This window comes from Kibdelosporangium philippinense, assembly GCF_021390435.2.
Lineage (GTDB): Bacteria > Actinomycetota > Actinomycetes > Mycobacteriales > Pseudonocardiaceae > Kibdelosporangium > Kibdelosporangium philippinense.
This window is the reverse complement of record NZ_JAJVCN010000001.1, coordinates 2,434,073-2,448,856: the sequence shown is the minus strand read 5'-3', so window position 1 is coordinate 2,448,856 and position 14,784 is coordinate 2,434,073. Positions and strand designations below refer to the sequence as shown.

The following is a 14,784-nucleotide window of genomic DNA, read 5'->3' as shown; positions in this document are numbered from 1 at the left end:
GCCCATTTCACAACCGCCGGATACGGTGTGTGCATGGCCGAGCCCGAGAAACCTGAGGCCGACAAGTCTCCAGAGGAGCCAGCGACCGAGACCATCAGCCCGCCGACGTCGAAAGCAAGCCGGATCCGCTTGATCATCGCCATCGGGCTGGCCGTGGTCGTGCTTGCCGGTGGTGGTGTCGCGCTCGCGATCGTGGCTTCCCGGCCAAACCCGGCGGACATCGCACTGCAGCAAGAGAAGGCGGCTGCGCGCCAAGTCGTCGAGAAGTTCGCGGTATTGCTGGAAAAAGGCCGCAACGAAGGCTCATTCTCGTTGTCTCAGGCGGACGTCCAAGCGGTGATCTGCGCCGAAGAACAGCAGGCGCTCGACCAGGAATGGCGAGACCGCGAAGTCAAGGACCTGGCGAAGTCCTACGGGCCGACCCCGTCCTCGCACCTGTCGATCACGGTGAAAGACATCCGGATCGAAGGCACCAAAGGCCGCGCGACGCTGGTGGGCGGGACGGACAACGTCCGCGCCGACCAGGATTACGCGCTGGTGAAAGAAGAAACCGGGTGGAAGGTCTGCGGTGTGACATTCCGGCCGAAGCCGAGCACCACGCTGCCACAGCCCACCGATTTCCCGACCGAACCGTCGACGACGGTACCGTCCACTTCGGAAACCCCAGCGCAATGATCCAGAAGAGACCGCGCGCGGCGAAGATGACCCAACTGGGGCGGACCGAGGAAACCAAGCGCCGCAACGGAGTGATCTTGGTCGCCGGTGCGACGGTCCTTGTCGCCGGTGTGACGGTCGGCGGCATTCTCCTGCTGACCGGCGGCAGCGGTTCGGACGACGAACCGACCACAGTGGCCAGAGAGTTCGCGGCGCTTTACCAGCGTGGCCTGAACTCCTCGGGCCGTGACGTCGAAGCGGACGAGTTCGAACCGTTGGTGTGCACGGAGAACATGCAGAACCTTCGGGACGCGTTCTCCGAGAAGCAAAATCCGGTTCCTGGCATGCCTCAGTTCACGTTGACGGTCAAGGACGTCAAGACCGACGGTGACCGGGGCACGTTCACCATGGGTACGCACGTCACCTCTCCCGGCGTGCCCGACGAGAACGCGGACGAGCAGTTCACTCTGGTTGTGCAGGACGGAGACTGGCGGGTCTGCGGCCTTTGATGGTCGTGAGTGTTTCGGCCGGTTAGAACCGGCGAAACCACTCACGACCTACCTTGCTTCAGTGCTTGCCTGACCGCCGCTGAACCCTGGGCGCCACAACACCGTCAGCCAACCGGCGGGCGGTGAGCAGGAACGCGGTGTGCGCGATCATCCGGTGGTCGGGGCGAACCGCGAGCCCGACGACGTGCCAAGGCCGGTGCAGCGTCTCCCACGACTGCGGCTCGGTCCAGCATTGCTGTTCTCGCAAGGCTTCGGTGACCCGGGACAGCTGCGTCACTGTCGCGACGTAAACCACCAAAACCCCGCCGGGGATAAGGTTCTCCTTGACCACGTCAAGCATTTCCCACGGGGCCAACATGTCCAGCACTACCCGGTCCACTTCGCCGGTGTGCGTGGCCAGATCGGCGACGTTCAACGTCCAGTTCGCGGGCTGCTCACCGAAGAACTGGGTTACGTTGCGCCGCGCGTGATCGGCGTGGTCGTCACGGACCTCATAGGACGTCACGCTGCCGGTGTCCCCCACCGCGCGCAGCAGTGAACATGTCAGCGCACCCGATCCGGCGCCTGCCTCCAGGACGCGTGCACCTGGGAAGATGTCTCCCCACATGACGATCTGAGCCGCGTCCTTGGGGTAGATCACCTGTGCGCCGCGGGGCATGGACAGCACGTAGTCCGGCAGCAATGGGCGCAGTGCCAGGAATGACGTGCCGCCGACCGACGTCACCACCGAACCTTCGGGGGCGCCGATCAGATCGTCGTGCGCCAGCGCGCCGCGATGGGTGTGGTACTGGCCGCCTTCTTCGAGCACCAGCGTGTAGTGCCGGCCTTTCGGGTCGGTCAGTTGTACCCGATCACCTTTACGGAACGGGCCGCTCGCCCTGCTCACCGACACCTCGCGCACTACTCCCTCGTGACCCGTCTGGCCACATATCGTGGCATCCCGCCTGGATCAGGCGTTACGCAGGGCTGCTTTGAGGTCTTCGCGGCGCAGCACACCCGACGGGCGGCCCTCCTCGTCGAGGACGAGGAACTGCCACGCGGCCGTCTCGGCGACGCGTTCGATGATCTCCTCACCCGACTCGGAGTCGAGCAGGACCATTTCCGGACGGATCGGCTCGGCCGCGTGTTCCGCCGGGGACAACGGCGACTGACTGGCCAGCCGCTCCGCCGCGTCCCGGTCGAGCAACCCGGCCGCGATACCGTCCGCACGAACAAGAACCACGCCCCGGCCCGCTGAGGCGCCGAGCGCGTCCGCGACCGGGCTCTCCGCCGGAAGCTGAAGAACCGGCTGCACGAGGTCGGCCAGCCGCAAGCCCTCTGGCCACGTCCGGCGTTGTTCGGCGGAGAACTCCCCTGCCGCACCCGCGATCACGAACCACGCCGTCAGCACGCACACGCCGAGCCGCAGCCACTTGTCCGGGCTGTCCTCGGCGATCCCGATCACTGCCCAGACCAGCAGGGCGGCCGCGACGAGTCCGCCACCGATGGCGGCCGCGAGCGTGCCACTCGATCGGCGCCCGGTCATCGCCCAGATTCCCGCGCGCAGCATCCGGCCGCCGTCCAACGGCAGCCCTGGCAGGAGGTTGAACACGGCGACCACGAGGTTCGCGGCCGTGCATTCGAGCAACAGGACCCAGATCGCGCCTTCGTCCGGGCCGACCAGCAAAGCCATTCCGAACAAGGCAGCGAGCACGATGGACACGCCAGGACCAGCGGCGGCCACGAGCCCTTCATGCGCAGGCTTGCGGGGTGTTCGAGCGACTTCCGAGATCCCGCCGAGCAGGAAGAGACGGACTCGTCTCACTGGCAGGCCGAATTGCAACGCGACCACGCAATGGCCGAGTTCGTGGGCGAGCACGGACGCACCGAGCAGAACCGCGAAGGCCGACGCCAGCAGCAGGGCCGTGCCATCGCTGACGCCGGGCAGCAACCGGTCCACCAGCGGCGTGTACAGCAGCACGATGGCCAGCGAACCAAGCCACCACGACGGCGCCAGCAACACCGGGACACCCGAGATCCGGAACAGCAGCAACCCGCCATCGCCTCCAGCGACGCGGCCGCTCCTGCGGATCGTGGTCATGGTGTCGAGCCTAAGGGGCCTGATGTTGAACTGTCGTGTGCCGCGCTACGGGATACGGCCTAAGAATGCGACCAATCGGTCAGTGGGTGACGCGTCCTTGCTGATCGGCACGGGCGCGGCGAACCGGCCTGGCCGGTCGTGCTCTGTCACGAACAGCTCGGCAAGTTCCAGCAGGTCATGAGCCAGTCCGTTGGGCACGGGACGCTCGGCACCGCACGCCTTGGCCACGTCCCAACCGTGCATGGTGATCTCGACAGCGCCCGCGCAGCTGACGATCGCACCGGTGAGCTGCCGGTCGGCGATCGACACCGTGGATCGTTGCGTAGCGGTCCACGCCCCGATCAGGTGGCAGGCGCGGTCCTTGAGCTCAGCGACAAGATCAGCCGCCGGATCGCCGGTCGCCGCCTGAAGTCCGACGTGTCCACTGTCGACAGCCTCGTGCAGCGCGGCGAGCGAGTCGTTCATGTGCCGCAGCAACGCCTTGAGATGCCACGCACGGCAGGGCGTCGGACGGCCGAGCAGTTCGGGTTTGATGAGCAGCAGACTGCCGAGCGTGTACCCGACGGCCCGCTCAAGCAGCTCAGCCCCGCCGATCAGTGGTGAAGTCACACATAGTAAGACTCCTTTTCACGCCAAAACTCATCGCCAACCCGCCCCCAACGCCACCTCGTGAGTGGTTATGCGGGTTCTAACCCGCATAACCACTCACGAGGTCCCACCTGGGCTCAGTCCGTGCGGTCGAGCACGGTCTCCGTGCCCGAGTCCGGTTCGGGCCAGCCCGGGTACTCCGGCGGTGTGCCGCCGAACTCCGGGCAGAACGCCTTGTGGTCGCAGTAGTCGCAGAGCTTGCTCTTGTTCGGCCGGAAGTCGCCGGTCTTCGCCGCGCGCATGACCGCGTCCCAGATCGCTTCAAGGGTTCGTTCGAACCGCTTGAGCTCGGCCTCGTCCGGGGTGTACGCCAAGGACTGCCGGTCGGACAGGTACATCAGGCGCAACTGCCTTGGCACGACCCCGCGCAGCCGCCACAGCACCAGCGCGTAGAACTTCATCTGGAACAGCGCCTTGGCCTCGCCGATTTCCCGAGGCGCCGCGCCGGTCTTGTAGTCGACCACCCGGATCTCGCCGGTCGGCGCCACGTCAAGCCGGTCGATATAGCCCCTGAGCAGCACACCGGACGGCAGCTCGGATTCAACCAGCAGCTCACACGCCTCGGGTTCGAGCCTGCGCGGGTCTTCCAGGGTGAAGTACCCGTCGATCATCTCGCCCGCTGAGGCCAGCCAGTCGTCCAGGCTGTCGCCTTCGCCGAACAGCTGCCCGGCAAGTTCAGGGGCTTCTTCGCTGAGCTTGGCCCACGCCGGCTGCAGCAGCCGGTGCGCGGTCGCTGGCACACGCTCGGCGGCGGGCAGTGCGTAGAGCTGCTCGAGGACCGCGTGCACGACCGTGCCGCGGACCTGGGCCTTGGTCGGGATCTCGGGCAGCCGGTCGACGGCACGGAATCTGTACAGCAACGGGCATTGCTTGAAGTCACTGGCACGAGAAGGCGACAACGCAGGGCGCCGCCGTACCTCGGTCGTCACGTCCGATGGGACCGCTTCCTCAGGCACCGTCACGCCCAAAACAGTAGGCGAGGGGTCTGACAGTTCTGAATAGTCCTCGCTCCGCGAGGACGGGCTTTGTCGCCAAAGCCAGACTGTTTACATTCCGCCCCCCTGCGGGGCCGCCCACCCCCAACCGCAGGTCCACCCCGCCCCACACAGCCGACACCGCTCAGTACCTGCTCACCGCGGTGGTTGGGGCGGCGTCGGGCGTGTTGCGGTGCGTAAACGACCGGCGCGACAAAGCCGTGGGTATCAGGTTCGGCCAAGCCCCATGGCAACAAGTCGTCTCAGCTGGTGCTAGCGCTGCGGAACCGGCGATCGCGGGGCACAGTGACAGCGTGACGATTCTCGAGCTGCCGGACGGGCGCGTACTCGATGTGCTGGTCAGTGGACCCGAAGACGGGATTCCGCTGGTGTTCAACCACGGCACGCCGAGTGCTGTCGTCCCATTGAGCTACGTCAAACGCAACGTGCACGAGCGTGGCCTGCGGCTGGTGACGTTCTCGCGCGCCGGGTACGGCAAGTCCACGAGGCAGCTAGGCCGGGACGTCGCAGCGGCGGCGCCGGACGTGGCCGCGATCCTCGACCACCTCGAGGCACCGAGATGCGTGGTCGCCGGGTGGTCGGGCGGCGGGCCGCACGCGCTGGCGTGTGCCGCACTTCTGCCCGATCGGGTGACGGGCGCGCTGATTGTCGCCGGAATCGCCCCAGCGGGACAGCCGGATCTGGACTTCCTCGCCGGGATGGGTGAGCCGAACATCGAGGAGTTCTCGCTCGCCGAGAAAGGCGAAGCCGTACTGCGTCCTGCCTTGGAGGAAGCGGCGCCGTCGATGGCGGCCAACGATCCGGACATGATCGCCGCGGGCTTCGCGGGTCTGCTGTCTGCCCCCGACGAGGCGGCGTTGACCGGCGAGCTCGTCAATGACATCGCGGCGAACTTCGCTGAAGCGCTCGGCAGCAGTGTGGACGGTTGGCTGGACGATGACCTGGCGTTCGTCAAACCGTGGGGCTTCGAGCTGGCGAGCATCACCGTGCCCACGTTCGTCTACCAGGGCAGCGAAGACCTGATGGTCCCGTTCGCCCATGGCCAGTGGCTCGTCGCGAACGTCCCGAATGCCGTCGCGCACCTGGAAACCGGCGACGGCCATCTGTCCATCATGGACAAAGCGTTCACCACGGGGATCGACGAATTGGTCAAGACGCTATGACCTTGATCGACCTACCTGACGGGCGCCAGCTGGATGTGCTGGTGACCGGGCCGGAGAACGGCACTCCCCTGGTGTTGCACCACCGCACTCCAGGGTCGTGTGTCCAGATCAGCGTCCTGCAACGGACCGCGCACGAGCATGGCCTGCGCCTGGTCACGTTCTCCCGTCCCGGCTGGGGCCGCTCGACGCGGCAACCAGGCCGGACCGTCGCCTCTGCCGCCGGGGACGTCGAGGGCATCCTTGATCACCTTGCCGAGCCGCGCTGCCTGATGATGGGCTGGTTCAGGCGGCGGGCCGCACGCGCTGGCCTGTGGCGCGTTGCTGCGGGATCGGGTGACGGGCGTGCTGTCGATCGCCAGCCTCGCGCCTTTCGGCATCCCGGGCTTTTTCAAGAACATGGTGGCGTCGAACGAAAACAAGTTCAAAACCACCGCGGCGCATGGTGAGGCCGGTATCCGCCCGCTCAACGAAGCCTCGGCGGCGGCCGCCATGGCAGCCACCGGCCCGAATGCCCTGGTCGGGATGATGCCGCCGGTCGACAAGGCGGTGATGACCGACGAGCTCACCCGCGATTTCGCCGAGTGCTTCGCCGAAGGCCTGAGCACCGGCATCGACGGTTACACCGATGACTATCTGGCGTTCACGCAGCCATGGGGTTTCGAGCTGTCGGGCATAGCCGTGCCCACGTTCATCTGGCAGGGCGCGCTGGACACGAACGTCCCGCTCACGCACGGCGAGTGGCTGGCCGCGCACGTGCCGAACGCCGTGGCCCATCTGGAACCCGACGACGGCCATATGTCGGTGACCGGCAAGGTAATCCCGACCGGGCTCGACGAACTGGTGAAAACCCTTTAGCTGGGCCCTTCCTGGGAGCGCGGGCCGCGTCCAGGGCCGCCGTGGCGACGACGGCGCAGGTAGCGCTCGAACTCCGCGGCGATGACGTCGCCGCTGGTCTCGTTGAGGGTGATGGCCGCGTCGCCGCGCTCCTCAAGGGCGCGGACGTAGTTGCTCACGTCCTCGTCCTCCTCGGCCATCTCGCTGACCGTCCGCTGCCACTCGTCGGCCTGCTCCGGCAGGGCGCCGAGCGGGACTTCCACGTCAAGGACCTCCTCGACGCGGTGCAGCAGCGCGAGCGTCGCCTTGGGTGACGGCGGCTGCGACACGTAGTGCGGCACCGCGGCCCACAGCGAGATCGCCGGAATCCCAGCCTGTACGCACACGTCCTGCAGAACCCCGACGATGCCGGTCGGACCCTGGTAGCGGGACCGCTCAAGGCCGAAGCGGGCTGCTGAAGCCGCGTCGTACGCCGTCCCGGTCACCGGGACAGGGCGGGTGTGGGGCGTGTCGGCCAGCATCGAGCCGAGGGTGACCACCGTGGTCACGCCGAGGCGCTCGATGTGTTCCAGCAGCTCCGCGCAGAACTTACGCCAGCGCATGTTCGGTTCGATGCCGTGGACGAGGACGATGTCGCGGGACGAGCCAGGCGGACGACAGGTGGACAGCCTGGTCGTCGGCCACTCCACGCGCCGGGTGACGCCGTCGACCAGCTTGACGGTCGGCCTGGTCACCTGGAAGTCGTAGTAATCGTCCGGGTCGATGTCCGCGAGCGGGGACGCGTCCCAGGTAAGTTGGAGATGCTCGATCGCCGTACTCGCCGCGTCGCCCGCGTCATTCCATCCTTCGAAGGCGCACACCATGACTGGCTCGACGAGCGCTGGGGTGCCGGCGGTGCTCTGCGGGTCGTGATCGGTCACTTGCCAAGCCTACGACCCCGAGAGGGCAGTTGGACCACACCCGCGCTACGTACCCTGTTGATGTGCCATCTGCGCTGCTTGACGCCCTCGTTGCGCGTGTCGCGGTCGCGGATGGCGCAACGGGTGTGCCTGCCACATTCACCGAATCGTGAAGGACTACACGAAGGGGGACTCGTTGACACGCGTGCCTGAGGCCGTGCTGTGGGACATGGACGGGACGCTGATCGACTCGGAGAAGCTCTGGGACGTCGGCCTGCACGAGCTGGCCGAACAGCTCGGCGGGACGCTGTCGCAGCAGACCAGGGACGCGGTCGTCGGCTCGAACATGGACAACACCATGCTTGAGATCTTCGCGTCGCTTGACCTCGAGCAGGACCGCGCCGCGATGGACAAGGCGGCGACCTGGCTGACCGAGCGAACGATGGAACTGTTCCGGGTGAACTTGCCGTGGCGGCCAGGTGCACGGGAGGTGCTGGCGTCGCTGCGTGACCACAACGTGCCGATGGCGTTGGTCACATCGACTGAGCGTGCGCTCACCGAGGTCGCGCTCGACTCGATCGGGCGTACTTTCTTCGCCGCGACGATCTGCGGCGACGAGGTCGGCGGGCGTAACAAGCCGGACCCGACGCCGTACCTGATGGCCGCCGACCTGCTGGGCGTTCCCGCTGATAGGTGCGTCGCGATCGAGGACTCGCCACTGGGGATGCAGTCGGCGGTGGCCGCGGGCTGCACTGTCCTGGTCGTTCCCGCGGAGGTGCCGATCGAGCCGGGCGAGCGGTGGACCGTGCGGAATTCGCTCGTTGGTGTCGACGCGTTCACCCTCGGCGCTTTGAGTGCTGTCCAGCTGGGATGAAAAGATTCTCGGTGTGAAGACGTTCGACGAACTGTTCGCCGAGCTCAGTGAGCGCGCGCGGACCCGGCCTGACGGCTCGGGCACCGTGGCGGCGCTGGATGCGGGTGTGCACGCGCAGGGCAAGAAGGTGCTGGAAGAGGCCGGTGAGGTGTGGCTGGCCGCCGAGCATGAGGACGACGAGCATCTGGCTGAGGAGGTCTCCCAGCTGCTCTACCGCGTCCAGGTGCTGATGATCGGGCGCGGACTGTCCCTCGACGACATCTACCGCTATCTCTGAGGAGTCTTTGCCATGTTGCGTGTCGCCGTACCCAACAAGGGGGCGCTGGCCGCGGCCGCGTCGGAGATGCTGACCGAGGCCGGGTACCGGCAGCGGGGTGAGCAGCGCGACCTCACCGTGCTCGACTCGGCCAACGAGGTGGAATTCTTCTTCCTGCGGCCGAAGGACGTGGCCGCGTACGTCGGCTCCGGTGATCTCGACCTCGGCATCACCGGCCGTGACCTGGCGCAGGAGTCGGGCGCGCCGGTGGTCGAGCGGCTTGGCCTCGGTTTCGGCGGCTCGACCTTCCGCTACGCCGCTCCGGCAGGCCGCGAGTGGACGATGGCCGACCTGGACGGCAAGCGTCTGGCCACCGCCTACCCTCGGCTGGTCCGTGACGACCTGGAGAAGCACGGCATCAAGGCGGACGTCATCCGGCTTGACGGTGCCGTGGAGATCTCGGTCCAGCTCGGCCTTGCCGACGCGATCGCGGACGTCGTCGGCTCCGGCCGGACGTTGCGGCAGCACAACCTGGTCGCGTTCGGCGAGCCGATCTGCGTGTCCGAGGCGGTGCTGGTCATCCGGGCGGGAACGACCGCGTCGCCGGAGGCAGAGCAGCTGACCGCGCGCCTGCAAGGTGTGGTTTTCGCGCAGCAGTACATGATGCTGGACTACGACTGCCCGAAAACCTTGCTGGACAACGCACTCGAGGTCACGCCCGGTCTGGAGTCGCCGACGGTGGCGCCGCTGGCCAATCCCGACTGGGTCGCCGTGCGGGCGATGGTTCCGCGCAAGCGTGCCAACCCGATCATGGACGAGCTCGCCGCGATCGGTGCCAAGGCCATCCTGGCCTCGGACATCCGCTCCTGCCGCCTGTAAACCAATCGCGCGGTGGCCGGTCACGGCCACCGCGCTACCACTCAGAAACGACGCAGGCGCTTGTCCACGATGGCTGCCGTCGTGGACAACACGTCGCCCTGCCGAACGTTCGTACCCGGCGGGACGATCTCGTCGATCTGGTCGAGAACGTCCTCGCTGAGCCGGATCTCCGCGCCCGCGAGCAGGTCAGCCAGGTGATGCGGCTTGCTCGGGCCGATGATCACCGAAGTGACCGCCGGGTGCGACAGTACGAACGCGATCGCCAGGTTCGGCAACGAAATCCCGGCTTCGGCGGCCACGTTGGACAGTTGTTCGACCGCGACCAGCTTGGCCTGGTTCGCTGGGTCGGACCGGTCGAACATGCCACCCCACTGGGCACGGACCTCGCTCGTCGCAGCCGGGTCGGCCCGGCCGGACAGCCAGCCGCCCGCCAGCGGGCTCCAGGTCAGCACGCCCATCCCGTGGCGCCGCACGGTCGGCAGGATGTCGGCCTCGATCCCGCGCGTGAGCAGCGAGTACGGCGGCTGCTCGGTGCGGAACCGCTGGTGACCGCGTTTGTCGGCCACCCATTGGGCTTCCACGATCTCGCTGGCCGGGAAGCTCGACGAGCCGATCACCCTGACCTTGCCCGCACTGACCAAATCGGACAGTGCGGCCAGTGAGTCGTCGATGTCGGTGTGCGGATCGGGCCGGTGCATCTGATACAGGCCGAGCATCATCGCGCCGAAAGCGAATTCGCTGACGGTGATGCCGGTCGTGCCAAGGACTCGGTACTTCATGCCGTTCTCCGCAGGCGCTTGTCGGCGATGGCTGGCGGCGTGTAGTACGTGTCGCCCTGTCTGAGGTTGGTGCCCGGCGCGACGATCTCGTCGATCTTGTCGAGGATGTCCTCGCTGAGCCGGATGTCCGCACCGGCCAGCAGGTCAGTCAGGTGCTGTGGTTTGCTCGCGCCGATGATCACCGAGGTGACCGCTGGGTGCGCAAGCACGAACGCGATTGCCAAGTGCGGCAACGACATCCCGGAATCATCCGCCAGTTTGGACAGCTGCTCGACCGCGGCGAGCTTGGCCTGGTTCGCCGGGTCGGACATGTCGTAGATGTCCCCGACCAGCTGTGCGCGCTGGCCAGTCGCTCCGGCGGGCGTGACGCGGCCAGACAGCCAGCCACCCATCAGCGGGCTCCAGGTCAGCACGCCCATGCCGTATTTCTGGGCGGTGGGCAGCACGTCCCGTTCGATGCCACGCGTCAGGATCGAGTACGGCGGCTGCTCGGCACGGAACCGTTGGTAGCCGCGCTTTTCCGCGGCCCACTGGGCTTCGACGATCTTTTCTGCGGGGAAAGTCGAGGAGCCGATCGACCGGACCTTGCCGTCACGCACCAGATCCGTCAGTGCCGACAACGATTCTTCGATGTCGGTGTACGGGTCCGGCCGGTGCATCTGGTACAGGTCAATGTAGTCCATGTCCAGGCGGCGCAGGCTGTCCTCGACCGCACGCTTGATCCACCGCGCCGAACCGCCACGGTGGTTCGGCTCATCACCCATCGGGAAGAAGAACTTCGTCGCGACCACCACGTCGTCACGACGGCCCTTCAACGCCTTGCCGACGATCTGCTCGGACTCACCTTGGGAGTAGAAGTCCGCCGTGTCGATGAAGTTGATGCCCGCGTCCAACGCGGTGTGGATCATCCGGACCGACTCGTCGTGATCGGCATTGGCGAATTCACCGAAAGTCATCGCGCCAAGAGCGAACTCGCTCACCGAGATCCCGGTCCCACCCAGAACTCTGTGTTTCATGGCATCAACACAACCCGGGTCACGCTGGTCGTGACAGGGTCTGCCAGTACCCCGCACGAGCGGTGCGTCGCGAATAGGCTTGAAGGATGAACACCGAACTCCGGGAGTTCCTGACCTCGCGCCGGGCCAAGATCAGGCCGGAGGAAGTCGGCCTGCCCAATCTGCCAGGTACCCGCCGGGTTCCCGGCCTGCGCCGTGAGGAAGTCGCGCACCTCGCCGGAGTGAGCGTGGACTACTACGTGCGGTTGGAACGCGGCCGCAGTGTGAACGTCTCCGAGTCAGTGCTGGACGCGTTGGCGCGGGCGTTGCTGCTGAACGAAACCGAGCGCACCTATTTGTACACAGTGGCCAAACCTACGCGCAGAACACGCCCTATGCCGCCACAACGGGTCCGACAAGGGCTGCGGCTGGCGGTGGAGTCGATGGCGGACATCCCGGCGATGCTGCTCGGCCGCCGGATGGACGTCCTGGCGTCGAACATGCTGGCCAAGGCGCTGTACAAGGACTTCGACGCAGCGCCGCCGCACGAGCGCAACATGCTGCGGTATCTGTTCCTCAACCCGGCCGCGCGCGAGGTCTACGTCGACTGGGAAGACGGCGCGCGCAACTCCGTCGCTGGCCTGCAGTTCTACGCCGGACAGCACCCGCACGACCCTGAACTGGCCAAACTGGTCGGCGAACTGTCGGTCCGGGACGCGGACTTCCGGCGCTGGTGGGCCGATCACGACGTGTTCCGGCACGGGTATGGGTCGAAGACCCTGCATCACCCGGTCGTCGGCGAGATCACGGTGTTCTACGAATCCATGATCCCGCGCGACGAACCAGACATCATGCTCGCCATGCACACGGTCGAGCCAGGCTCGCCGTCAGAGCAGAAACTGCGGCTGCTGGCGAGTTGGGCAGCATCAAATGTCGACGCCAAGCAGAGCGTCGACGGCGTCGCGGAACTGCACGGGAGCTGACGAGTCGTTTCCGCGGCCCGCGAGCGCCTCGTCGGCCCACGCGTCCACCGCGCGCAGCGCGTTCGGCGTGTCCAGGTCGTTGGACAGGTGGTCACGCAACCGCGCGATGGTGTCCGTGGCATCCGGACCGGTCTCCAGCAGCGCCGCGTCCCGCCACCGCCCCAGCCGCCGCTCCCCCTGAGCCAGCAGATCCGCGGTCCACGCCCGGTCCTCCCGGTAATGCCCGGCGAGCAAAGCCAGCCGCACGGCGCCTGGGTCGACCCGGTCAGCCCGCAGCCGCGACACGAAGACGAGGTTCCCACGGGACTTGGACATCTTCTCCCCGTCCAAGCCGATCATGCCAGCGTGCACATAGTGCCGGGCGAACGGGAACTCGCTGCTGAGCGCCTCGGCGTGGGCAGCACTGTTCTCGTGGTGCGGGAAGATCAAATCCGACCCGCCACCCTGGACGTCGAAGGCAGTCCCCAGCCGGTTCAACGCGATGACGGAACACTCGACGTGCCAACCAGGCCGTCCCGCGCCAACCTCGCTGTCCCACGACGGCTCACCAGGCCGCGCCATCCGCCACAACAGAGCGTCCAACGGATGCCGTTTACCAGGCCGCTCGGGGTCACCGCCGCGCTCAGCGAACAGTTCGAGCATGGTCGCCTCGTCGTAGCGCGACTCGTAACCGAACCGTCCGGTGGCTTTGTGGTCGAAGTAGATGTCCGGGTACTCGGAGTCCTCGACGCGGTAGGCGTGCCCCGCCGCCAGCAGTTTGCTGATCGCCTCGACAATCTCGGGGATCGACTCGACGGCACCGATGTAGGAACGCGGCGGCAGAACACGCAGAGCGACCATGTCCTCACGGAACAGTGCGGTTTCCCGCATACCGAGAACAACCCAGTCGTCCTGATCCCGCTCGGCCCGCTCCAGCAACGGGTCGTCGATGTCGGTGACGTTCTGGACGTAGTTGACCTCGTGCCCGTTGTCCAGCCAGATCCGGTGGATCAGGTCGAACGCGAGGTAGGTGGCGGCGTGACCAAGGTGGGTCGCGTCGTACGGGGTGATTCCACAGACGTACAGCCCGGCTGTCTTGCCGGGCGCGGTGGGCCGCACCTCACCGGCGGCGGTGTCGTAGAGCCGCAGTGGCCGTGGCGTCCCTGCCACGCGTGGAACCGGTGTCGTCGCCCATGTCTGCATGTCAGTCAGGTTAATAGGCCTCCACGCATACGAGCTGGCCGCTCATAGGTTGGGAGGATCACAGCGCTGAAGCCGGAAGAGCCCGGCTCCAGCGCTGTGCCAGCTCACACGATCTTGATACCCAACGCGTACACGTCGATCGTCGCGGGACTCACGTGGAGGTGATCCTTGGAGCTGGCGGTGAAGTTCTGCGTGACTCCACTGGCCGGCTGCAACTGCCAGAGCATGCTGCCCCACCCATTGCCGTACTTCGCCTCAGCGCCACCGCCGGTCAGCACGAAACCCGGAGTCACCGACGCCGTCGCTGCGGGGTGCTGCGACTGCGTTCCGGACGCGATGCCCGGCAACTGGGCCTCTACCCGGCCGACTGGCAGGTTCCGTTCGATACCGACGGCATAGGTCTCGATCTGTCCCCAGTCCGCGGTGATGTGATCCTTGGCCCTGGCCTTCCATGAGCTCGCGCCAGTCGGGAACGAGGCAGTGGCCAAGACTCCCGCACCGTTGTATCGCACGTTGAAGCCGCCGCCCAGCAGAGCATGCGTGCGCCCATCGAGTCCCGCGGAGGCTTCCGGATGCGACCCCCAGCTGGATGTCTTCTTGTCGAAGTACAGTTTGCTCCGCAATTCCTCGGTACTCATCCCCTCAATTCTCATACCGATGACATAGGCCTCCATATAATGCGGGGACGCGGTGTAATGGTCCTTTGTGCTCACCTTCCAGCCGGAAAAATCTGTCGTCGGATACGAGGCTGTCACCATCGCACCTGCCCCGGTGTTCGCCCCGATGACACCGCCACCGATCGCGAGCATGCCCGCGTCCTCTGGCTGGATGATCTGGTCACGCCAGACCTGCTGGGCGTTGCTCGCCCGCAGGCTGTACACCGAGATGACGACCTTGCCGGAGGCGTCGCGGAACTCGTTGCGTTTGGCGCCGTACCACGTGTCACCAGCGACCGAACCCGATGCTTGCGCCATCGCGGCGGCCGGGACCGAACCGGCGACGCTCAGCACGGCAACCGCCGCGATCAGCGCCCTTCTTCCAATTTTCATCAACA

18 protein-coding genes are annotated in these 14,784 nt (G+C 66.6%); 9 read left to right on the top strand and 9 right to left on the bottom strand.

Going from position 1 to position 14,784, the window contains the following annotated elements; genetic code table 11:
• Positions 1-33: 33 nt before the first annotated feature.
• On the top strand, positions 34-675 hold the full coding sequence (locus tag LWC34_RS11265; RefSeq protein WP_233724932.1) for a flagellar basal body-associated FliL family protein: 642 nt from the start codon (positions 34-36) through the stop codon (positions 673-675).
• Positions 672-1,163 carry an Rv0361 family membrane protein gene (locus tag LWC34_RS11260; protein ID WP_233724931.1) on the top strand — a complete coding sequence of 164 codons (492 nt, stop codon included), beginning with the start codon at positions 672-674 and terminating at the stop codon, positions 1,161-1,163. The genes LWC34_RS11265 and LWC34_RS11260 overlap by 4 nt, the downstream gene beginning before the upstream one ends.
• Before the next feature lie 58 nt (positions 1,164-1,221).
• Here LWC34_RS11260 and LWC34_RS11255 read toward each other — a convergent pair whose 3' ends face one another.
• The 4 genes from LWC34_RS11255 to LWC34_RS11240 form a co-directional block, all read right to left on the bottom strand.
• Positions 1,222-2,049: a tRNA (adenine-N1)-methyltransferase gene (locus LWC34_RS11255; RefSeq protein WP_233726413.1), complete on the bottom strand. Its 828-nt coding sequence runs from the start codon at positions 2,047-2,049 to the stop codon at positions 1,222-1,224.
• Positions 2,050-2,112: 63 nt separating this feature from the next.
• Positions 2,113-3,243, bottom strand: coding sequence for a site-2 protease family protein (locus LWC34_RS11250; RefSeq protein WP_233724930.1), 1,131 nt, complete (start codon positions 3,241-3,243; stop codon positions 2,113-2,115).
• A gap of 45 nt (positions 3,244-3,288) precedes the next feature.
• Positions 3,289-3,852 carry a TIGR03086 family metal-binding protein gene (locus LWC34_RS11245; RefSeq protein ID WP_233724929.1) on the bottom strand — a complete coding sequence of 188 codons (564 nt, stop codon included), beginning with the start codon at positions 3,850-3,852 and terminating at the stop codon, positions 3,289-3,291.
• 116 nt (positions 3,853-3,968) lie between these two features.
• The gene (locus LWC34_RS11240) at positions 3,969-4,859 is read right to left on the bottom strand and encodes a RecB family exonuclease (RefSeq protein WP_235728804.1); all 891 of its coding nucleotides are present in this window, start codon (positions 4,857-4,859) and stop codon (positions 3,969-3,971) included.
• 320 nt (positions 4,860-5,179) lie between these two features.
• Here LWC34_RS11240 and LWC34_RS11235 point away from each other — a divergent pair, with 320 nt between their 5' ends.
• From LWC34_RS11235 to LWC34_RS11225, 3 genes are read left to right on the top strand one after another with little or no spacing between them, the layout of a single operon-like run.
• Positions 5,180-6,049: an alpha/beta fold hydrolase gene (locus tag LWC34_RS11235; protein WP_233724927.1), complete on the top strand. Its 870-nt coding sequence runs from the start codon at positions 5,180-5,182 to the stop codon at positions 6,047-6,049.
• Between the two features lie 2 nt (positions 6,050-6,051).
• The gene (locus LWC34_RS11230; RefSeq protein WP_233724926.1) at positions 6,052-6,495 is read left to right on the top strand and encodes an alpha/beta fold hydrolase; all 444 of its coding nucleotides are present in this window, start codon (positions 6,052-6,054) and stop codon (positions 6,493-6,495) included.
• A complete protein-coding gene (locus LWC34_RS11225) occupies positions 6,392-6,904 on the top strand; it encodes an alpha/beta fold hydrolase (protein ID WP_233724925.1) in 513 nt (170 codons plus the stop codon). Before LWC34_RS11230 ends, LWC34_RS11225 begins: the two co-directional genes overlap by 104 nt.
• Here the strand turns inward: LWC34_RS11225 and LWC34_RS11220 are convergent.
• Positions 6,901-7,746 (bottom strand): PAC2 family protein, encoded by an 846-nt coding sequence (locus LWC34_RS11220; RefSeq protein ID WP_233726412.1) that lies wholly within the window; start codon positions 7,744-7,746, stop codon positions 6,901-6,903. The genes LWC34_RS11225 and LWC34_RS11220 overlap by 4 nt on opposite strands.
• A 205-nt stretch (positions 7,747-7,951) precedes the next feature.
• Here LWC34_RS11220 and LWC34_RS11215 point away from each other — a divergent pair, with 205 nt between their 5' ends.
• The 3 genes from LWC34_RS11215 to hisG are packed head-to-tail and all read left to right on the top strand — an operon-like array spanning position 7,952 to position 9,791.
• Positions 7,952-8,656 (top strand): HAD family hydrolase, encoded by a 705-nt coding sequence (locus LWC34_RS11215; protein ID WP_308200010.1) that lies wholly within the window; start codon positions 7,952-7,954, stop codon positions 8,654-8,656.
• Between the two features lie 13 nt (positions 8,657-8,669).
• Positions 8,670-8,933, top strand: a complete 264-nt coding sequence (locus tag LWC34_RS11210) for a phosphoribosyl-ATP diphosphatase (RefSeq protein WP_233724924.1) — start codon at positions 8,670-8,672, stop codon at positions 8,931-8,933.
• 12 nt (positions 8,934-8,945) lie between these two features.
• Complete coding sequence (gene hisG, locus LWC34_RS11205; protein ID WP_233724923.1) at positions 8,946-9,791, top strand: ATP phosphoribosyltransferase; 846 nt, start codon at positions 8,946-8,948, stop codon at positions 9,789-9,791.
• Positions 9,792-9,832: 41 nt separating this feature from the next.
• Here the strand turns inward: hisG and LWC34_RS11200 are convergent, their stop codons facing one another.
• Positions 9,833-10,570: an aldo/keto reductase gene (locus tag LWC34_RS11200; RefSeq protein WP_233724922.1), complete on the bottom strand. Its 738-nt coding sequence runs from the start codon at positions 10,568-10,570 to the stop codon at positions 9,833-9,835.
• Positions 10,567-11,586, bottom strand: a complete 1,020-nt coding sequence (locus tag LWC34_RS11195) for an aldo/keto reductase (RefSeq protein WP_233724921.1) — start codon at positions 11,584-11,586, stop codon at positions 10,567-10,569. The genes LWC34_RS11200 and LWC34_RS11195 overlap by 4 nt, the downstream gene beginning before the upstream one ends.
• Before the next feature lie 86 nt (positions 11,587-11,672).
• Between LWC34_RS11195 and LWC34_RS11190 the strand changes: the two genes are divergently transcribed.
• Positions 11,673-12,548, top strand: a complete 876-nt coding sequence (locus LWC34_RS11190) for a helix-turn-helix domain-containing protein (RefSeq protein WP_233724920.1) — start codon at positions 11,673-11,675, stop codon at positions 12,546-12,548.
• Here LWC34_RS11190 and mshC read toward each other — a convergent pair.
• Together mshC and LWC34_RS11180 are read right to left on the bottom strand one after the other, a co-directional pair.
• Complete coding sequence (gene mshC / locus LWC34_RS11185; RefSeq protein WP_233724919.1) at positions 12,492-13,730, bottom strand: cysteine--1-D-myo-inosityl 2-amino-2-deoxy-alpha-D-glucopyranoside ligase; 1,239 nt, start codon at positions 13,728-13,730, stop codon at positions 12,492-12,494. The genes LWC34_RS11190 and mshC overlap by 57 nt on opposite strands.
• 104 nt (positions 13,731-13,834) lie before the next feature.
• Positions 13,835-14,779, bottom strand: coding sequence for a hypothetical protein (locus LWC34_RS11180; protein WP_233724918.1), 945 nt, complete (start codon positions 14,777-14,779; stop codon positions 13,835-13,837).
• Positions 14,780-14,784 lie beyond the last annotated feature (5 nt).